The organism is Chelatococcus sp. HY11, assembly GCF_018398335.1.
Classification (GTDB): domain Bacteria; phylum Pseudomonadota; class Alphaproteobacteria; order Rhizobiales; family Beijerinckiaceae; genus Chelatococcus.
In genome coordinates this window covers 3,774,590-3,794,554 of the sequence record NZ_JAHBRX010000001.1, presented here as the reverse complement: position 1 = coordinate 3,794,554, position 19,965 = coordinate 3,774,590, and the positions used below count along the sequence as shown (strand labels likewise).

Genomic DNA, 19,965 nt, shown 5'->3' with positions numbered 1-19,965 from the left:
GGAAAAGTGCTATCCGTGCCGCGCGTCGGAATATCCTGGAGCCGATAGAGGCGGCGCCCCCGCTCTTCCTGAAGCATCACCGGAACTATCCGAAATCGGAGATGAGAGACCCCCTCTCATCTTTAATGAGCGGGCTTTCACCGATGTATTATCTCCGTACATTCCTGCAATACGCGGTGACATTGCTCGTCGTTCTGACGGCCAATTTTCTTCTGCCGCGCCTTGCGCCCGGAAACCCGATCAATGCCTTGCTGGGGTCCGACGTCGTGGAGAACATGACGAAGGCCCAGATGCAACGCATCATGGAAGAGTTCAACCTGCATCTGCCTCTCTGGCAGCAATATCTGAACTATCTGACGAGCTTCTTCCGGGGCGACCTCGGCAACTCGATCCTCCTTGGCATGCCAGTGTCGCAGGCGTTGATGCAGCGCTTGCCCTGGACGCTGCTGCTGATGGGCGGCGCGCTCATATTCAGCACCCTGGTCGGCTCGCTGCTCGGTGCCTATTCGGCCTGGCGGCGGGGCCGCGCCGCGGATCTCGCCACCATTTCGGGCGTGCTTTTCATAGGCTCCCTGCCACCCTTCTGGCTGGCCATGATGCTGATCATCCTCTTCTCAACCACCTTGCAGTGGTTGCCGTCCTATGGCGCGTATCCGATCGGCACGCCGACCGGCAGCTGGGCGTGGTATGTCGGCGTCGCCAAGCGACTGATCATGCCGACACTCGCGCTGGGGGTCGTGATGGCCGCCAATGTGCTCCTCATCGCACGCTCAGCGACGATGATGGCTTTGGACCAGGATTATGTGACCTTTGCCCGTGCCAAGGGGCTCAGCGAGCGTCGCATCTTCTTCGGCCATGCCTTCCGCAACGCGCTCTTGCCCCTGGTTACGAACGTGATGATGAGCGTCGGATCTCTCGTGGGGGGCACGCTGGTGATCGAGACCGTGTTCTCTTATCCGGGGCTCGGCAGCCTGATCGTGATGGCGGTCAACTCGCGCGATTACAACCTTCTTCAAGGCATTTTCATTCTCGTGTCGCTGAGCGTGATCATCGCCAATCTGGTAGCCGACCTGCTCTATCCGCTGATCGATCCTCGCACCGCTGAAATTGACCGGATATGAGCGATCGCTATGTAAACACGCGCCGCTTTCTCGCGCCGGGCGAAACCTTGACCGGCAAGGTCCAGCGCGCAGGAATGGTCATCCTCGCGGTCATCGCGCTCAGTGCCATATTCGCGCCGTTGCTGACTTCCTACGGGCCTCGCGACACTGTGTGCAGACCTTTCGCGGCACCGACCGCGGCGCATATACTGGGCTGCGACGACGCAGGGCAGGACCTGTTTTCCCAGCTGCTGTACGGCGCGCGCATATCGCTTTTCGTCGGACTGCTGGTGGCTGTGATATCGACATTCCTGGCGACGGTCATCGCGGTCATCGCCGGGTTCAACGGCGGGTTGATCGACCGCCTTGTCATGCGCCTGGTGGACATCATCCTGTGCCTGCCCTTCATGCCGCTCGTCGTCGTGCTTGGCGTGTTCTTTGGCGCATCGATAAAGACCCAGGTCCTTGTCATCGCCTTTGTCATGTGGGCGCCATCCGTGCGCGAGCTGCGCGCGCAGATCCTGCAGATCCGGTCCAGCACCTTCGTTGAGGCATCGCTGGCGATGGGCGCCAGCGGCTATTTCGTCGGCATGCGCCATCTCATTCCCGAGCTCGCGCCCTTGATCGTGCCGCAGTTCGTTCGCATCGCCCATAACGCGATCCTGATCGAGACCTCGCTGAGCTTCCTCGGCCTGGGCGACCCATTGCAGAACAGCTGGGGCTCCATCCTTTTCCACGCCAACGCGCGCACGGCCTTTCTCACAGGCGCCTGGGTCTACTGGGTCATGCCACCGGGGCTCGCCGTCTCGATAACCGTGCTGGCGCTGGCGCTGATCGGCTTTGGCTACGATGCCTCGCTCGCGCCCCGCATCCGCAAGCGGCTGGCGAAAGCGATCGAACGCCCCGCGGCGGCGGCACCCGTTCCCGGCGTCATTCTGTCGGTGCAGCAGCTGCATGTATCGTGGGAATCCGAATTCGGCAGCCATGAGGTGGTGCGCGGCGTCGATCTCAACCTGCGGCGGGGCGAACTGCTCGGCCTCGTGGGCGAATCCGGCTCAGGCAAGACGACGGTGTCGATGGCGATCCCGCGGCTCTTGCGCTCCTCCGCCTGCGTCACGCGCGGCGCCATCTGGCTGCACAGCGATGACCTTCTGACCGCCAGCGACGAAACGATGCGGCGTCTGCGCGGACGGCGCATCGCGCTTATTCCGCAGAGCGCCATGAACGCCCTGGACCCCGTGCTCACAATTGGCGCCCAGCTCGGCGAGGCACTGGACCAGGGCGGGAAGCGCACGCCAAAGGCCCGTGAAGCCGCCATCGCCGAGAAGTTGCTGTCGGTCGGACTGGAGGTCCGCCATGCCGCGAGCTTCCCGCATGAGCTGTCCGGCGGCATGCGCCAGCGCGCCGTCATCGCCATCGCGCTTTGCAACCGACCCGAGGTCGTAATCGCTGACGAGCCAACGACAGGCCTCGACGTCCTTGTGCAGGAGGACATCATGGCGCTGCTACTCGATTTGCGGCAGCGGCTCGATCTCTCGATCCTGTTCGTCACCCACAACCTGCCCCTGATCGCGCGCCATGCCGACCGGCTGGCTGTGATGTGCGGCGGGACAATCGTGGAAGAAGGCGAGCCGGCGGACTTGCGCCGCGCCCCGCGTCACGCCCACACACGCGCTCTTTTCGAAAGCCTGCCTGAGATCAACGGCGAAAAGCGCTGGCAAGCCCAAGCAGAGAGAAGTGGGCCCGCGCCAACGCCACTCATCGAATTGCGGAACGTATCGAAGACCTTCCGCCGCCGTGCCGGGCGGGCGCGTGGGGCGAGCGAGCATCGGGCGCTGAACGATGTATCGCTGGTTCTGGCTCCCGGAGAGAAACTGGGCCTTGTGGGCGGCAGTGGGGCGGGCAAATCCACCATCGCCCGTCTGTGCATGGGTGTCCTGTCACCCGATGAAGGCACTGTCCTCTTCCAGGGCAGAGACATGGCCTCGCTTGGCCCGCGCCGCCGCCAGATCATGAGCGAGGCCGTCCATCTGGTCTTTCAGGATCCTTACCAAAGCATGCGTAACGGCATGTCCGTGCGCGACATCGTCGCCGAGCCCTTGCGCATCCGGGGCGAGCGCGATCCCGCCGTCATCCATGCGAAGGTCCTCGCGGCGCTGGCGGCCGCCAGACTGCCCAATGACGGCGCCTTCATCTCCCATCTGCCCATCGCCCTGTCTGGCGGACAGAGACAGCGTGTCGCGTTCGCGAGAGCGGTGGTCGTCAATCCCAAGCTCATCATCGCTGATGAGCCCACATCCATGCTCGATCAATCGGTCCGGATGGAGATGATGGAATTGATGGAAAGCCTCGCGCGCGAAACCGCAACGGCCTTTCTCCTCATTACTCACGATATCGCGCTGGCCCGCCACTTCTGCGATCGCCTCGCCGTATTGCGCCAGGGCCGTATCATCGAGGAAGGACAGGCCGACACCATCGTACGGACCCCCCAAAACGAGTATACGCGCGCATTGATCGCTGCGGCCTGATTCAGAAGGAGCACCTGCATGTCGCCCCGTCTTCGCCTGTCGATACTCGACGCCATGCAGAAATCGACCGGCCTGACTTCGGGGCAGGCCATGCGGGAAACCATCGCGCTGGCCCAATATGCGGAAGAACTGGGATACCACCGCTACTGGATCGTTGAGCACCACGCCACACCGTTCGAGGCGAATCCCGCGCCGGAAGTCTTCGCCATGGCGCTCGCCGGCGCGACCCGATCCATTCGCGTTGGTGTCGGTGGCGTCCTTCTGAACCATTACAGTCCTTACAAGGCAGCGGAATGCATGCGCACGCTGGGCGTGATGTTTCCGGGGCGCATCGACGCCGGCTTTGGCCGGGCCCGCACCGGGACGCTGGCCGACACCGCCTTGCGCCGCTTGCGCGGGTGCGAGGTGCCAGATGATCAGGAAGAGCAGATACGCGAAGTGATCGGCTGGTTGAGCCATCAGCTGGACGCGGATTCCCCTTTCCGGGCTATCCGCATCATGCCGGATGAGCCCGCCGGGCCGACGCCCTGGATTCTGGCGGCCAGTGAAGAAAGCGCCCTGCGCGCGGCGCGCTATGGTATTCCGCTCGCCTTCAGCGCCTTCATAGCGCCAGGGATAGCTGCCCCGGCAGTGGCCGCGTATCGACGCGCTTTTGTGGCCTCGCGCTACGCTGCGGGCGTGAGCGAGCCGGCTCTGATCACCGCCGTACGCGTCATCGTCGCCGAAACCAAGGAGGAGGCGGAATATCTGGCGATGCCGGTACGAGCCGTTTTCAAATTGCGCCGCGAGCAGAATATTCTCCTTGAGACATGGCCGACGCCGGAGGAAGCTATCGCCTTACTGGGCGGTATGGTGCCGGCCGAAGAGGCCGACTGGCCGGCCTATCTCGTGGGAACGCCCCGACAGGTACGATCGACCATCGAGCGCATGTCGGCGCAGACCGGTGTCACCGAGTTCATGCTGCAGGAGTTTCTGCCGACCCTTTCCTTGCGCAAACGCCAGTATCACCTCATCGCCAGGGAGATGCTCTGACGCCGGGCGCACCTGTCCGATACATCCCGCTTGCAGATGCTTCAGACCCGCTGATCAGCGCGCAAAGCAAAGGCGCGCGCGGTTCGCTAGACGCTAAGTCGGAGATAACGCGCCACCTCAGATCGAGCGCGCCCGCGAAGCGCTTTTAGAGCGCGTTTCGATCTGATTGTATCAGATCGGCGCTCCAACCTCTTTTATTTCAAGCATAATCTTATCGATCCTCGTTTCACTCCGGTCGGATTATGCTCTAGCTCGTCGCCCTTACGATGAGCTCACGCTTGAACGAGACACAGCTCACAGCATTTGAGAAGAGCATTTTTACCATCTCCTGCGCGACCGCAACCGGATTTCCAGTCAGCGTGGTGAGCTTTGGCCTCGAATACTTGCCAACATCAAGACCACCGAAACCCATAACGGCAACATCGCGCGGGACATTGAGACCAACATCATCGGCGGCCGACAACGCCCCGATCGCCAGTTCGTCCGTTCCCGCCAGTATCGCATCGAACTGAACACCGGCCGCAACGGCCTGCGCGACCATCGCGTAGCCGCCTTCAAAACGATAGAGGGGACTTTCCCAGAGCAATGAGCTGTCGAACGGTATGCCCGCTTTCTGAAGTCCTGCCACATAACCATCATAGCGCTGGCGACCCGCGGCCGACAGCGAGATACGGTTGAGATAAGCGATGCGGGTGCGCCCCCTCGCGACAAAATGCATGACACCTTGTATGCCTGCATCGACTTCGTCGTGAAGGACCGAACTAATTCCGAGATGATCCATTTTTTGGCCGATCGATACGACCGGAATATTTCCATCCTTCAATTGCGCGGTAATAGGCTGTATCGATCTGAAGTCAAAATTATCGCTTGTCGCCAGTATAACGCCGCGCAATCGGAGGGAATTGCTGCGTTCGAGCATCTGCACCAGCCGAGCCTCACTATGGCTCAGGTCAAACAGCAACATATCGAGGCCACGCTCCTGCAACGCCCGCTGCAAATGCTTGGCGAGTGCCGAATACCAGCCCTGCTCGATATCGCTGACGAGAAACGCGACAGAGTCGAGATAACCTGTCCGCAGTGCCTTGCCAAGTGAACTCGGCAGGTAGCCTAGTTCCTCGATCGCTGACATGACCTTCTGGCGCGTTTCCTCCGTCACGAAGACCTTCTGGCTCAGCACACGCGATACCGTCGCTTGTGACACCCGTGCATGTCGAGCAACATCGACGATACTGACCATGCGGCGCGCCCCCACTATGCCATGCCCGTTGTGCCAATCACCCTGACTATCCTAGAGCATTTCCAGCGAACTCCGGTTCGCCGGAAATGCTCCTTTATGTTTTTACGCATTTTCTTCACGCGAACCGGTTTCCACTTCGCTCGAAAATGCTCTAGCACGACACACGGCGGTTACGGGCCGCGCCGGTCTCATCACTCAGCGGCGTCGCGTTGCGCCTCGTCAGGCCCATCAGGGTCGCCGGGGGCGGTTTCGCAGCCGAGATCCGGGAAGGCGAGCACGCGCCGCCCATGAAAATCCATGCGGGTGACGAGCAGGCCGCGCTCCTCGAAATAGGTGAGCAGGCGCCGCACCCGGCGCGGCGAGTGGCTGCCATAGGCACGCGCCAAAGTCGCATCGGACGGACAGGGATCCTTGTTGGTCGCGGCTCGGGCGATCATCAGGAACATGCCCTGGAGATCATCGGGAAGACCTTCCGATAGCGACAGCGCCATGGCCCAGGCCTCGCCGCCGGCGCTTTCATCGACCCCGGCCTTGGCGACAGCGAGCCGCCTGCGGAAGGCGGGCAGCTGCAGCGGTTCTCCCGGCACCCGTCGAATACGGCTGCGCACCAGAAAGTCCTGATAGAGCACCGCATCGGAGCGGAACGCCGCGTCGGGGTCTTCAAGAATTTCGCGCAACACCGTGTCGATGCCGGCTTCGCGCTCAGCCTCGTCGATGATGGCGAAAACCGGCTCGGCCGGCGGTTCAGGCGCCGGCCTCGGCCGCGACAGCTGGGTCAGAATGTCAGCTGTCGGTATCGGTTTGGGTGGCGGTTTTCTCACGACCTGGCTCGCTTCCTCGGGGCCGGGCGTGAAAATGAGGTCGCGGACATCCTCCGGCGCGTCGGGCAATGGCATGAGTTTCGGGCTAGCCGAGCGCGCCGAGGTCTCGACAGAGCCTATGGTGATCGCCAGCGGCCGACGCGACAGGGCCGGGCCCAATGCGATGAAGCGCCCGCGCGCCAGCTCACGGAACATTTCGGCCTGGCGGCGCTCCATCCCCAGGAGGTCGGCGGCGCGCGCCATGTCGATGTCCAGGAAGGTGCGGCCCATCAGGAAGTTGGACGCTTCCGCCGCAACGTTCTTCGCCAGCTTGGCCAGGCGCTGGGTGGCAATGACGCCCGCCAGCCCGCGCTTACGGCCACGGCACATCAGATTGGTCATCGCGCCCAGCGAGAGCTTCCGCGTCTCGTCCGAGACCTCACCGGCAACGGCGGGGGCGAAAAGCTGCGCCTCATCGACCACCACGAGCACGGGGTACCAATAGTCGCGCTCGGTATCGAACATACCGCCGAGGAAAGCTGCCGCGGCACGCATCTGCTGCTCGATGTCGAGCCCCTCAAGATTGAGCACCACAGAGACACGATGCTGGCGAACGCGGCTGGCGATGCGCGCGAGCTCCGCCTCGGTGCGGGCGGCATCCACCACCTGGTGGCCGAATTTCTCCGCGAGCGTGACGAAGTCGCCTTCGGGGTCGATGATGCATTGCTGGACCCAGGGCGCGCTCTGTTCCAGCAGGCGTCGCAGCAGATGCGACTTGCCGGACCCTGAATTGCCCTGCACCAGCAGGCGGGTCGCGAGCAACTCTTCCAGATCCAGATCCGCCACCGCACCACCGGCCGCGGCGCCCATGTCGATGTTGACCTTCATCAGGAACCCCTTCGCGCATCGCCCTTAGCATCCGCCGCCCGATAACGCGATGCGTAGCCGCAGGGATTCCCACAGCATGATGGCTTGGACGACCAGCGACCGCCTTGGCGCGCCATTGGTACATCAGCGAAGACCAATCCATCAATCTGACAGAGCAAATCTGGGCTGAGCCCTTCAAGGGGGGATGTCGCCGATGGCGACCCCACCGGCCTTCAGCTTCATACGGCCCGCGCGCCCTTCCGCGCCGGCACGCCATGCCCGATGACCTCCGCCATAGGCGGCCTGAAACCGCTTACTCTTAAAAAGCCTCCGGACAGATAATAGTTTCTGGACCAATGAAAACGGCGCCGGACCGGGATATGGCGCTACCTAAAGTGCTACATACCTCCATAAGAAATTGATAAATATCATATTTTTAAATCGCCAACTGTGATGCCAACCCCGTTGCTGATTTGGACTAGACGACCAATTGTCCTACCTTGCGGAGAAAATCGCCTGTGGATAACGCCATGCTCATCGCGTGACCTGATCCACTCCCGTTGGACGGGTCCACCCTGAAGTATGTCTCTCGTCAGGCAGGAGGACCGTCATGCCAAAGAAGCGCCACAAACCCGAAGGGATTGTCACGAAGCCGCGCCAGGTTGATGTACTAATCTCGCAGGGTAAGCCGTTGCCGATGCGATCCGTTCGATCCGTGTCACGGAGGCTAGCCGCTCCCACTGGCGCGTGAGTTTGGCTGCCTGAAGTCGGATCAGGTTGAGCAGATGAAGGAGCTCGAGGCTGAGAGCGCCCGGCTTCGCCGCGCCGTCGCGGACCTAACGCTCGACAAGCTGTTCCTGAAAGAGGCTGCCTCAGAAAACTTCTGATCCCCGCGCGTCGCCGTACCGCATCGACCATGTCCAGCTTGCTCTGAAGGCGTCAGAGCGGCGGGCCTGCCGCGTGCTCGAACAACATCGCTCGACCCGGCACCGGACTTCAGCGGCCCTGGTCGGATTGTGGTTCGATCCGATAACGACCTTCGAGATGCTAGATCAACGCATCGTCGGCGGCATCGACCCTTGCTCCCGGCCTCCCACTTGCAGAGCTGCTCGGCAGCGACGAACTGCCCGAAGCGCATGTGCGCAAATATGTGATCGGCGGCTGGCACACGTGCGGGACCTGTCGCATGGGCAGTCCCGGGAGCCGGGACGCGGTGGTCGCCTGCCAAGCCGTGCGCGCGGCTGTTGGACCCGACATGCGGCTCATGGTTGACACGGGGGGCCGCCACAACTTCACGGAAGCTGTGCGGCTGGGTAGAGCCCCGGAAGAACTCGATTTCTTTTGGTTTGAAGACCCATTGGCTGAGGATGATATCTACAACTATACGGAGCCACGGGAGAAATTGACCATCCCGCTCATGGCAACGAAATATTCACCTGGCGGTTTCTATTCCTATCCGATCTGGATCTCTTCCAAGACCACCGATTATCTGCGGGGGGATGTGGCGGTGAAGGACGGCCTCACCGGCATCCTGAAGGCAGCGGGGCTCGCAGACGCTTTTCGCATGAACTTCGAAATCCATCATGGCAACTCGCTCAACAATATTGCCCAAATTCATGCCGCGCTTTCCATCGTCAACACCGGGTTGTTTGAGGTTTTTCTTCCTTCCGAGGCGCAGCAGTATGGAATTCTCGATGATCTCGTTGTAGACTCCGACGGCTATATCAATAGCCATCCACAAGCCGGGCCTCGGTGTCGGGATTGATTTTGATTTGATCAAGGCCAAGACAATCAACGTTCTTCGGTAGGTCGAGGAAATGCATCGCGGAGCGCAGCTCACCGGGCAGGAAGCGAGGCTTCGCGCCAGCTGGACAGAGCGCCCTCGTGCATCTCGCGGCGGATCTCCATGCCCACGACGAGAAAGAAGACAGTTATCAGGGCATCGTTGATCCAGAAATGCAGCGAGCGCTCGAAAGTGTATTCACCTATGCCGACTGTCACGGGAAGGTGCCACAGGTGATCATAACTTTGCGCGAAGGGAGAATTCGCCCAGATCAAGGCCACCGCCCGCAGCGAGCATGAGAACAACGCCGCTGGTGGCCTCGATAGGGATGAAGCGCTCCAAAGACGCGGCAGCGCGAGCGGCCAGGATTTGTGCGCGGGTCGGCGCGCGTGGCGCGGCGCGATGGCTCATAGATGTCAGTGCTCCCGAGCTGGCGGCCCGACCAACTCATGCACCTGCCAGTTGCGCTATGCGACTGACACCCAAACCCCTCTTTGGGATGGGCTGGACGGACAGGCAAGGCGGCCCGGGAACCACGGCAGTCGTCTGGATCCCTTCGCAGCCTATCCCGCCTTTTGGCTAGTTGTGTCTCGCTGTGCAATAGCTAACATACGCAAGACTAGAATATTTTGAATAATGGTGGGAGGTTTCCGGGATGCTCATTCGCCGGACAATTATTGCAGCGACGGCGGTTTTGGCGCTTGCCGTGCCTGTTAAGGCTCAGGAATTCATCAACATTCTTACGGGTGGCACCTCAGGCGTCTATTATCCGCTCGGGGTCGCGCTGTCGAAGATCTACACGGAGAAGATCCCTGGAAGCCGCCCCTCGGTTCAAGCGACCAAGGCATCCGTCGAGAACCTCAATCTGCTCCAGCAACGCAAGGGGGAGATCGCCTTCACGCTCGGCGACAGCCTGGCTGATGCCTGGAACGGCGTGGAGGATGCTGGCTTCAGGTCCAAGCTGGACAAGCTGCGTGCGATCAGCGCCATCTATCCAAACTACATTCAGATCGTGGCGTCCAAGGACTCCGGCATCAAGACGCTCGCCGACCTCAAGGGCAAGCGTCTGTCCGTCGGCGCGCCGAAATCCGGCACCGAACTCAACGCCAGGGCGATCCTCAAGGGCGCGGGCCTCACCTATGGCGATCTCGGGAGGGTGGAATATCTGCCGTTCGCGGAATCCGTCGAGCTCATGAAGAATCGCCAGCTGGACGCGACCTTGCAGTCGGCGGGGCTGGGGGTCGCCTCGCTGCGCGATCTCGCGTCGGCGGTCGATGTCGTCGTCGTTGCCGTCCCCGAAGACACCGTCAAGAAAGTCGGGGCGCCTTATATCGCCGCGACTATTCCGGCCGGTACCTACACCGGGCAGAGCGAAGCCGTGCCCACGGCCGCCGTGGTCAACTATTTCGTCACCCACGAGGGCGTCAAGGATGACCTCGTCTATGGAATGACCAAGGCGATCTTCGACAATCTCGACACGATGGCGGCAGCTCACAGCGCCGCAAAGTCCATCAAGCTCGACAACGCCCTGCAGGGCGTTCCCGTGCCGCTTCATCCAGGCGCCGCGCGTTACTTCAAGGAAAAGGGCCTGAGCGTTCCTCAGTAAGCGAACATGGCGGGGAAGAGCGATATGGCTCTTCTCGTTTCCGGCTAGAGCATTTTCGAGCGAAGTGGAAACCGGTTCGCGTGAGGAAAATGCGTAAAAACATAAAGGAGCATTTCCGGAGAACCGGAGTTCGCTGGAAATGCTCTAGCTATCGAAGATCTGAGTGCTTCAGTGCTTCCAATGCAATGAGACGATCAGCTTGCTGTCCTTTGGCCTGATCGGAAGCTGAATATCCGGGGGTATGCATGGTTCACGCACGCGAGATGAAGGTGCCGGATGCGGAGCCCATCGCCAATCCCGAACATGGGCTGCCGGAAGGATTTGGCCCGGGCCATGCGGGGCGACTGCTGTTCTGGATAGCCGTGGCCTTTTCCACGTTCCAGATCATCACGGCCTTCGGGCTTCCGCTTAACCAACCCGTCTTTCTCAGCGTCACCCTGATCCATCTTATGGGGGCCGGTCTCGCCTTTTGGCTGGCAAAGCTTGTTTGGGACAAGAGCAAGGGTCGCGGTGTGTCAGAGGGGGCTTATGGCCTTCTTTCACTCGGCGTCGTCTATGTGATTGTCGCGCAATTCAGTGGCGGCCTTCCCAGCCAGGTCGTGCGCGCGATGCACGTTGGCTTTCTCTGCCTCGTGGCTGGAGCGATGCTCGCCAACCATCGGGCCACAACGAGCGGAGGGCGACTTCTCGGCTGGGGCATCGGCGTCGCCGGCTTTCTCATCGGCATTTACCATTGGGCCTTCTACTTCGATCTGGTCAATCGCGCCGGCGAACTGACGGGGCCTGATTTTGTCGCCGGCATCGCCGTTCTCGTCATTCTGTTCGTTTTAGTCTGGCGCGTGATGGGGCCGGCCTTGCCGATCGTGGCAGGGCTGTTCCTGGCTTACTGCCTGTTCGGCCAATTCCTTCCGGCCCCCTTTGATCACCGCGGTTACGACCTCGAACAGGTCGTCGAACATATGTCCTTCGGAACGGAGGGGATCTACGCCGTACCGACGGCGGTCTCGGCGACCTATATCTTTCTCTTCATCCTGTTCGGCTCGTTTCTCGAGCGCGCGGGGATGATTCAGCTGTTCACCGATATCGCCATGGGCATCTTCGGTGGCGCCAGAGGCGGACCCGCGAAGGTCGCCGTCTTCGCGTCCGCGCTCATGGGCACGATTTCCGGATCCGGTGTCGCCAATGTGGTCTCGACCGGTCAGTTCACCATCCCGCTGATGAAACGCTTCGGCTACAAGGCCGCGTTCGCTGGCGGGGTCGAGGCCACCGCCTCCATGGGCGGGCAGATCATGCCGCCGGTCATGGGGGCGGTGGCCTTCATCATGGCCGAGACGATCGGCGTTCCTTATGCCGACATCGTCCAAGCCGCGGTGATACCGGCTATTCTGTATTTCGGATCAGCCTTCTGGGCGGTCCATCTCGAAGCCGGCAAGCGCGGCCTTGTGGGCATGCCTAAGAACGAGCTGCCGAGCGCGATGGCCGCCTTCCGCTCGAAATGGTTTCTGCTGCTGCCTCTGGCGGTCCTCGTTTATCTCCTCTTCGCGGGCTATACGCCACTCTATTCAGGGTCGGTTGGCCTTGCCCTGACGGTCGTGCTGATCCTGGGCGGCGCTATCGCCGCCGGGCTGACCCATGAGGTAATCCGGCTCGTCTTCTGGGTCGGTCTCGGCCTGCTGGCGGCGAGTTTCCTTGTGCTTGGCGTGTTGATGGTGGTCGGCCTCGTTGCCCTCCTCATCGTGGTGAGTCTCTTCGTGCGAGGTGGCCCGGACACTCTGATAGCCTGTCGCGCGGCTCTTGCCGACGGAGCGCGTCAAGCGCTGCCCGTCGGACTTGCCTGTGCGGTTGTCGGCATCGTGATCGGCACCATGACGCTCACGGGCGTCGGCACGATCTTCGGCAACTGGGTCGTCTCGATCGGCAAGGGATCTCTCATCCTGTCGCTGATCCTGACGATGTTCGTAAGCCTGTTTCTAGGCATGGGCATCCCCACCATCCCGAACTACATCATCACGTCCTCTCTGGCCGCCCCGGCGCTACTCGATCTCGGCGTGCCGCTCATCGTCAGCCATATGTTCGTATTCTATTTCGGGATCATGGCTGATCTCACGCCGCCGGTGGCGCTGGCCGCCTTCGCCGCGGCGCCCATCGCGAAAGAGAGCGGTTTCCGGATCGGCTTTCAGGCCATACGCATCGCGCTGCCCGGCTTCGTCATACCCTATATGGCGGTCTACGATCCCGCCCTGATGTTGCAGCCGCAGCCAGGCCTGGAAGGGATCGCCTATGCGTGGGCGGTCGTCTATATGGTGATCAAGACTTCACTCGCCATTGGTCTCTGGGGCATGGCCGCGATCGGCTATCTCAATGCGCCGCTCGCCATCTGGGAGCGGCTCCTGGCGACTGCGGCCGCAGGATTTCTCTTTCTCGCGCTGCCCATCACCGATGAGGTGGGGTTTGCCCTGGGCATCATGGTGATTGCCGCGCATGTCTGGCGAAATAGACAGATAAGTCCCGCGCGAGCATGAGCCTATGCTTGGCCGCAGTCGGCTTGATGGTCCAGCTGGGCGTCTCCCAGGTCACCTTGAGCTGGACGCATTCTGTGCAGAAGACCGTATGGGAAGAGGATTGGCGTCTGACGCCACAAGGGCTGCTGCTCACACAGGCGCGTGTCATGGGATCTGGTGCTGGTATGGACCCGCCACCGGAAGCACGACGAGAGGGCAACTTTTGGGCCTGGAAGCCGCCGCTCGGGCCATTGGCATCCGTGGCCATGAGGCGATCGGGAGCGACAGATGACTGGCGGCTTTGCTACGAAGGGCGGTGCAGATCCTTGTCGGATTTGCTTCCGGGAGACGCGGATCCGGTATCGCTGATATCGTGCCCGCCATAGGCATCGATGGCGCGACTGCTATCTGGGGCCGGCATCCGGGTGGGAGTCATCTTCAGCGAGACAATTGATTTGCCACGAATGCGTGAGATCTCCGGTCGCGATTGGTCGATGTGCGCGACGACAAGGGTCGGGTGGGATCGGTGTTGAGTGTCCGGGATGCCATCACCAAGAAGGGCAGCGGGCGCCGGATTCCCCTTCATTCGGATCTGCGCCGAGCCTGAAAGACCTGAAGCCCATTGGGATCGTCGATGGTCCCGTGATCATCTTGCGTCGCGGCGGAGCGCTGCGGCCGAACAGCGTCATCAATTTCTTCATCAGCGTCTATCACGCGTTGGGCCTCGTGGGCTGCTCGTCCCATTCAAGACAGCGAAGTCTCATCATCCAGGCTGCGCGCAAGCTTCATCACGCCGCTGTTCGTCATGCGGCTGGACATCGCTGGAATGAGCCCTGAGCTCGTCGTAAGCACGTTTTGCGACTGCCTCGTGGCTTTGGCATGCAACACGCCCGGTCGATAAGCCCGATCTCTTTTGACAGCAAAACATCATACTTGATTTGTGAACTCACGCCCCCTCGTGAGCGAGCTCCGGATAAGCTCATCACCGCCAATGTCAAAATTTATGCCTACGCGCTGACTGGGGGCAAACAAATGCCTCGTCGTTGATGGCGGTAGCATTGTCTGAATAAATCGCCATCAGACGAGTCTGATGTAAATTATTGTGTTTGACTGGGAGGCGTACATTTGGCTCTTCTTCGTCTCAGCGGCATTACCGCCATTGAATGCTTAAGATCGTCGAGATCACGCCCTAAGTTAGCCGCCGAGCGGAAACCTTCGCGTATCTCGATCGGCATGAAATGAGCTGCTCGACCCAGAGGGCCCGCCGATCTCGGGGATTTTCCCGCTGTGAATGAGTGCCTACACATGCGCGGTTGGCGTGCCGGCGACGACAAGATGGTTGTTGAGGATGCGCATCCAGATACGCCGCGCATAAACTCCAACGTCCAGCACATACTCGGTAGAATCGAGACGATGGTCGGCAAGGGGCTCGAACGGCGTGGGGTACTGTCGAGGACTATGCCTTCCCGAGCCGGATCGATCACGCATGTCAAATGGGCACGAGGCAGTATGCTCGCCTGGTCGGCGAATGGGTGATGGCGATTGGCTTGCTTCCAGAGGAGTATGGGACTCACTTTCTTCGCCGAACAAAGACCTCGATGATCTCCAAGGCGACAGGAAACCTGCGAGCGATCCAGATCCTTCTCGGTCATTCCAAAATCGAACACCGTCCGATATCTCGGCATCGACCGGGAGGACGCCCCTACTCCTAGCCGAGCGAACCGGAATCTAACTCTGAGCAGTCATCCGACCCAGCGCGGATGGCCGCCTCGGAACGCAGAATACGTTGCTAGCCTGGCGGTCCTGGGGGGAGGAAGACCGCCAGCTCATTGTCATACCTGGCGATTGCGGATGGAGCGCGTGGGATATGGTGATCGCGTCCGATGCAAATTCACTCCGCTCTGCATCGGACGTTAGCCTGGACGGCTGGCAGCTGGCCTAACGTTCCAGCGCAACCGCGTCGGCGCCTGCGGGGATGCGCATCGGGGCAGATGGATCGGTGGCCGCACGCCAGGCGGCCTCAGCGACGTCCGAGGAAAGGGTCTTTGGAGCGTCCGATGCACGCATGGCCGCGATCACGCCATTGGCAAACTCGGCATAGGCCGCGGGGAAGCCGCCGTTTTCCTCCAATCGTGAAAACGCGGTGCTGCCGAAGCTTGTCTCCGGCGCCGCGCCGGGCAACACGATCTTGACCTCAATTCCAAAGGGGGCGAGTTCCAGCGCCAGGGATTCCGTGAAGGCGTTTACGGCTGCCTTGCTGGCCGTATAGGCCGAAAGGAGCGGCAGCGGCTTCATCGTGACGCTTGAAGTCACGTTGATGACAAGGCCCGCGTTTCTGCTGCGAAACTGGGGCAGGACGGCGCTGATCATACGCATGGTCCCTAGTGTATTGGTCTCGAAGAGGGATCGGGCAACATCGATTGGAGTGCCTTCAAGGGCATTGAGCCAGCCGATCCCCGCATTGTTGACCAGTACGTCGATCGGCCCCGCCACCTCGACCGCATCGCGAACGCTCTGGTCACTGGTGACGTCGAGCGGCAGAACGACTAGTTTGTCCGACTTTGGCAGTAAGTCGCTACGCGGCGAGCGCATGGTCGCGATAACCTTCCAGCCACGATCGAGGAAAAGCCTGGCGGTATCGAGACCAAAGCCGGACGAGCAGCCGGTAATGAGCACGGTCTTCATGAGAAGTCCTTTCGCGGTGTTCTAGCATCGCTTATGTGGATCCCGAAGACAGGACGTGCTATAATGGCGCGTCCTAATTGCATTAGAGATCGTCCTATTGATCGACCCCCTCGCCGAAATCGTCAGCATGCTTCAGCCGAGCCTGCCCTTCTCCAAGGCGGCAAGCGGATCCGGAAATTGGCGCGTGGACGGAGATGGCGATGGAAGCCCTTTCTTTGCGGTGATCCTCGAAGGATCGGCAAGGCTTGCCATCAACGGACAGCCAGGCACTGAGCTGGAGGAGAACGATTTCGTGCTCATTCCGGCCGCCTGCCGCTTCACCATGTCGAGCAATGCCGAAAACACAGATGAAGCCGACGACCCGCTTCGTGTCACGCGGCTCGGCGACGAAACGCGACATGGCGATCCAACCGGTATGCCCAACATGCGCGTGCTGATCGGACGACTGGCCTTCGGCTCTCCCGATACAACCCTGGTTTTCGCACTCCTGCCTTGCCTGCTGCATGTGCGGGGTCAGGCACGCCTGACCGCACTCGTGCACATGATCCGCGAGGAAGCGCAAGGCGACAGACCCGCCAAGGAGATCGTGCTCGAAAGGCAGTTGCAGCTTCTTTTGATCGAGGCGTTGCGCTCGGATTCCACCGGGTTGGAAACGCCCGGCCTGTTGCGGGGCCTTGCCGACAAGAGCCTCGGCCCGGTAATTCGGCAGATGCACGAGAACCCCGCCAAAGCCTGGACGGTCGAAGAACTGGCATCCACCGCCATGCTGTCACGGTCGGTGTTCTTCGACAGGTTTCAAAAGCAGACTGGCATGGCGCCCATGGAATATCTGCTGTCGTGGCGGATGGCGCTGGCCAAGGATATGCTAAGGCGCAAGGACGGGCGAATGAAAGAAATCGCCAGGCGCATTGGCTACGGCTCGGCAAGCGCCTTCAGCGTTGCCTTTTCCCGCTTTGTCGGCGTCGCACCGAGCCAATACGGGCACCCGATCCAGAAGGTGTCTAGGGCACCCACCACATAAAACGTCCGTTGATGCCATGGTGACTATCCAGTAGCAGAAGTGCATTCCCATGCTTGAGCGGCCAAGGAGGCGGCGTAGGGTGCTGGTACGATTTGAGCAGGGCCAGTTGGGCAGCCAGTCCGTCCCTACGACGGCAGCTTCAAGGGTTACGCAATGCAGCGTCCGAAAAGGGATGGATAGCAGGCGTTGCCGATCTTCAAGAAATATCGGGCTGTGGCGTAGAATCGGCGGTTTTGAATGCCGATTGGTGGGTGTGAGGCGATCGCAGGCAATAGAGAGCTCAGAGGGCAACCCGCGGCATTTGGCGGAGAGGGGCCGCCGCATCCGGATCCATCCCGATCCGACGTTATACAAATTAGGTAAATATAAAGAATAATTATATGGCGGATCAAAATCCCCGGTCTCGAAGCGCAAGCGCTTTCTCTGCCTGAAAAGAGCGGCGCTGTAACCTATTCCGGATGGGCTAATCAGGACAGCATCGCGATCGGGGCGCGATGCTGTACCATCCCCGCGCTTTTGTCACGGGGCGGGACATCGGCATCAATCGCGGTGTGGTATCAAGCGATGGGCCAGGATGCTCGCGAAAGAGGTGGTGGCGGCTCAATTACCCGGATCAATGTGGGCCTTTACTCTCGTCGATAATGGATTGGGAGATACCCCTTGGTGGTGCTACTCCCGAGCGGTTTCAGGCCGTCGTGAGGCAGATCCGGCGGCGTGTGGGGTTGGTGCTGCGGCCTTATCCCTTTTTGGCGCATATTGATGTCGGGATCCGGCGCTATACGGATGAGGTCCATACCGTCGTTAGTCCCCATGTCCACGGCTTGATTTGGGCGCCACGGTCCGTGTTACGGCAGCTGGTTGTGCGGCTCGGTGTCAACGATCACGGTATCAGCCGCTTCGACTTTCGGGCCTGTCATGACCTTGTAGGATGGTTGGCCTATGCCGTTAAGGATGGGCGGATGGTGGACAGTGTGTGGGGGCGAAAGCTGGCCTGTGCGGGGGACAGGGTCCTACCGTCCAAGACCTTCCGGGATCGGCAGTCGCTTAGACACCGTGTGGTTCTGCTGCGGCTCTTGGGGGAGCTGCGCAAGTACGACCTGATGACCGCTTCAGGGGCTGGGAAGGCTGTTGTCAGTCGGGCAAGGGTGGTTGCGAGGAAACGGGCTGGTTTACGGGTAGGGTGAGTATCGGTCTTAGCAGTATGTGCAGTACGCTAAATCCTCTCGCTATGATCGCAATCTCCCCTCTTAGCTCTCTCCAGAGGTCTGGACCCACTCTTATTACTGTGAGATTTCTCCGGCCATGTTGACCCGCGAGTGCGCGCAAGTTTGGAATATTCTCACCGAGTCTAGGAACGACTACACGCGGCGTCCACCAAACCTCCGGCAGAGTCAAAGCATTTGCCAGATCGCCGTGGCTTCGTAGGCCGCCAGTTTCAAGCCCTTCTCAAGCTCGATCTCAAGGGTGGCACGGTCAGCACGTACATCCGGATAGTCCCCATACCCCTCCCCCAAAGGCATAGATAGGCACGATGAAGCGCCTAACCTCCCGTGAGAGAGGCTTCTATGTCGAATGCTCAAGCTTCTAGCGAACGTTAACCAGATTGGCAAACGCTTGGGAGGGGGAGCCGCAGGGTGGCGAAGCTGTGCTCTGAATCGCGCGCACAGCAGTCCATGGCGTGCTTTGCCCGCGAGTTCGGCAACTGGAGCACGGCCTTTCGACGCTTCAGCGATTGGCGCAAGGCTAATGTGTTCGTGAAGCTCTTCGACGCCTGCACAGACGCACCCGCCATGGAATACATCATGGAAGACGGCGCCATCATTATGGTGCAAAGTCACGGCGAAGGTACTGGGAAGGTGCTCAGACCACGGCCATAGCCGCTCGACGCACTCGAACCTGCCTTTTATCAGCTAGAGCGCCACGGCAGCGTGGGGAACAAGGCCAAGTTCGCCTCTTTCCGCTGCGTGACGTTAACCTGACCTACCGTCCATTCAAACGCCAGCCGGCTTCGGCCTCAAGCTGCGCAGCGGCCATAGCGTCGCCAGGTCCTCGGACGCCGCCCTGACGACGCGGACTAGTTCAGGAAGCCTAGCTTTATCTATCCGTATGATCGGCCCTGCGACCCCCACCGTGCCGACCGCAACCCCGCCATGAGGGCGGATTGCGACGGCGACGGCCGCAATGCCGGGCAGGGCCTCTTCGAAGACGACGCCGTATCCGCGCTCGCGTGTTCGCTCAAGTTCGCGCAGCAGCGCGTCCATCGAGCGGATTGCGCGAGGGCCGTAGTCATCGGGGCGTCCGAAACCGATGGCGAGCACGATCTTGACCGCCTCTTCCTGCGGCAGGGTTGCGAGCCACGCCCGACCGTGCGCGGTGACATGCGGGGCCACTACTGAATTCACGATCGGCTGGTAGATGAGCCCGCTATGCGCCCCTTGCGCGTCGGCGGTCCACATTAGCTGGTGGCCCTCCACGATCGCGAGGCGTGCAAGCTCACCACTCTCGCGCGCCAGCCTGTCGAGCACCGGCTGGAAGACCTCGCGTAAGCCCATCCCGGTGATGAAGCGCTGTCCCAGCACTGGGAAGCGCAACGACAGCCGATAGAAGCCCGTATCGGCGTCCTGGTCCACCCAGGCGGCCTCGCATAGGGCGCTTAGCAGGGCGTGAGCGCTGCTCTTTGGCAATTCGAGCCGGCCGGTGATGTCCGCGAAGCGCATCGGCCGTGCCTCCTCAGCCAGCAGCTCGATCACCGCGACGGCCTGCGAAATCAGGGTGGTGCCAACTCTCATATCGAACCTTGTTCAC

The 19,965-nt window shown here is 61.0% G+C and carries 15 protein-coding genes and 2 pseudogenes; 11 read left to right on the top strand and 6 right to left on the bottom strand.

From position 1 onward, the window contains the following. The first annotated feature begins 143 nt into the window (after window positions 1–143). From KIO74_RS17250 to KIO74_RS17240, 3 genes are read left to right on the top strand one after another with little or no spacing between them, the layout of a single operon-like run. Window positions 144–1,121 (top strand): ABC transporter permease, encoded by a 978-nt coding sequence (locus KIO74_RS17250; protein WP_213333016.1) that lies wholly within the window; start codon window positions 144–146, stop codon window positions 1,119–1,121. Then, window positions 1,118–3,628, top strand: a complete 2,511-nt coding sequence (locus tag KIO74_RS17245) for an ABC transporter ATP-binding protein/permease (RefSeq protein WP_213333015.1) — start codon at window positions 1,118–1,120, stop codon at window positions 3,626–3,628. The genes KIO74_RS17250 and KIO74_RS17245 overlap by 4 nt, the downstream gene beginning before the upstream one ends. A gap of 18 nt (window positions 3,629–3,646) precedes the next feature. After that, on the top strand, window positions 3,647–4,660 hold the full coding sequence (locus KIO74_RS17240) for an MsnO8 family LLM class oxidoreductase (RefSeq protein ID WP_213333014.1): 1,014 nt from the start codon (window positions 3,647–3,649) through the stop codon (window positions 4,658–4,660). Window positions 4,661–4,907: 247 nt separating this feature from the next. On the opposite strand, the gene KIO74_RS17235 is transcribed toward KIO74_RS17240, so the two are convergent. Both KIO74_RS17235 and KIO74_RS17230 read right to left on the bottom strand, forming a co-directional pair. Further along, complete coding sequence (locus tag KIO74_RS17235) at window positions 4,908–5,897, bottom strand: LacI family DNA-binding transcriptional regulator (RefSeq protein WP_213333013.1); 990 nt, start codon at window positions 5,895–5,897, stop codon at window positions 4,908–4,910. Window positions 5,898–6,088: 191 nt separating this feature from the next. Beyond that, on the bottom strand, window positions 6,089–7,585 hold the full coding sequence (locus tag KIO74_RS17230; RefSeq protein WP_213333012.1) for a helicase HerA domain-containing protein: 1,497 nt from the start codon (window positions 7,583–7,585) through the stop codon (window positions 6,089–6,091). Window positions 7,586–8,174: 589 nt separating this feature from the next. Here KIO74_RS17230 and KIO74_RS31870 point away from each other — a divergent pair. Both KIO74_RS31870 and KIO74_RS17225 read left to right on the top strand, forming a co-directional pair. After that, window positions 8,175–8,557: pseudogene (locus tag KIO74_RS31870) on the top strand (IS3 family transposase); the annotation flags it as partial. A 193-nt stretch (window positions 8,558–8,750) separates the two neighbouring features. After that, window positions 8,751–9,329 carry an enolase C-terminal domain-like protein gene (locus tag KIO74_RS17225; RefSeq protein WP_213333011.1) on the top strand — a complete coding sequence of 193 codons (579 nt, stop codon included), beginning with the start codon at window positions 8,751–8,753 and terminating at the stop codon, window positions 9,327–9,329. Between the two features lie 71 nt (window positions 9,330–9,400). On the opposite strand, the gene KIO74_RS32495 is transcribed toward KIO74_RS17225, so the two are convergent. Next, entirely contained in the window at window positions 9,401–9,628 is a 228-nt protein-coding gene (locus KIO74_RS32495; RefSeq protein ID WP_349629206.1) for a Na+/H+ antiporter NhaA, read from the bottom strand. A gap of 380 nt (window positions 9,629–10,008) precedes the next feature. On the opposite strand from KIO74_RS32495, the gene KIO74_RS17215 reads away from it, so the two are divergent. The 3 genes from KIO74_RS17215 (at window position 10,009) to KIO74_RS17205 (ending at window position 13,840) form a co-directional block, all read left to right on the top strand. Then, window positions 10,009–10,953 (top strand): TAXI family TRAP transporter solute-binding subunit, encoded by a 945-nt coding sequence (locus tag KIO74_RS17215; protein ID WP_213335678.1) that lies wholly within the window; start codon window positions 10,009–10,011, stop codon window positions 10,951–10,953. A 245-nt stretch (window positions 10,954–11,198) separates the two neighbouring features. Beyond that, a complete protein-coding gene (locus KIO74_RS17210) occupies window positions 11,199–13,475 on the top strand; it encodes a TRAP transporter permease (RefSeq protein WP_249731035.1) in 2,277 nt (758 codons plus the stop codon). After that, window positions 13,472–13,840 (top strand): DUF1850 domain-containing protein, encoded by a 369-nt coding sequence (locus KIO74_RS17205; RefSeq protein WP_213333010.1) that lies wholly within the window; start codon window positions 13,472–13,474, stop codon window positions 13,838–13,840. The genes KIO74_RS17210 and KIO74_RS17205 overlap by 4 nt, the downstream gene beginning before the upstream one ends. A 913-nt stretch (window positions 13,841–14,753) precedes the next feature. On the opposite strand, the gene KIO74_RS17200 is transcribed toward KIO74_RS17205, so the two are convergent. Then, the gene (locus KIO74_RS17200) at window positions 14,754–14,942 is read right to left on the bottom strand and encodes a hypothetical protein (protein WP_213333009.1); all 189 of its coding nucleotides are present in this window, start codon (window positions 14,940–14,942) and stop codon (window positions 14,754–14,756) included. Here KIO74_RS17200 and KIO74_RS32675 point away from each other — a divergent pair. Then, window positions 14,897–15,186: pseudogene (locus KIO74_RS32675) on the top strand (tyrosine-type recombinase/integrase); the annotation flags it as partial. The gene KIO74_RS17200 and the pseudogene KIO74_RS32675 overlap by 46 nt on opposite strands. 206 nt (window positions 15,187–15,392) lie before the next feature. On the opposite strand, the gene KIO74_RS17195 reads toward KIO74_RS32675, so the two are convergent. Then, a complete protein-coding gene (locus KIO74_RS17195; protein WP_213333008.1) occupies window positions 15,393–16,139 on the bottom strand; it encodes an SDR family oxidoreductase in 747 nt (248 codons plus the stop codon). Window positions 16,140–16,236: 97 nt separating this feature from the next. Between KIO74_RS17195 and KIO74_RS17190 the strand changes: the two genes are divergently transcribed. Continuing rightward, window positions 16,237–17,160, top strand: coding sequence for an AraC family transcriptional regulator (locus KIO74_RS17190; protein ID WP_213333007.1), 924 nt, complete (start codon window positions 16,237–16,239; stop codon window positions 17,158–17,160). A gap of 1,634 nt (window positions 17,161–18,794) precedes the next feature. Further along, entirely contained in the window at window positions 18,795–19,037 is a 243-nt protein-coding gene (locus tag KIO74_RS17185; RefSeq protein ID WP_213333006.1) for a hypothetical protein, read from the top strand. A gap of 114 nt (window positions 19,038–19,151) precedes the next feature. On the opposite strand, the gene KIO74_RS17180 is transcribed toward KIO74_RS17185, so the two are convergent. Then, the gene (locus KIO74_RS17180) at window positions 19,152–19,949 is read right to left on the bottom strand and encodes an IclR family transcriptional regulator (protein WP_213333005.1); all 798 of its coding nucleotides are present in this window, start codon (window positions 19,947–19,949) and stop codon (window positions 19,152–19,154) included. Window positions 19,950–19,965: the final 16 nt, after the last annotated feature.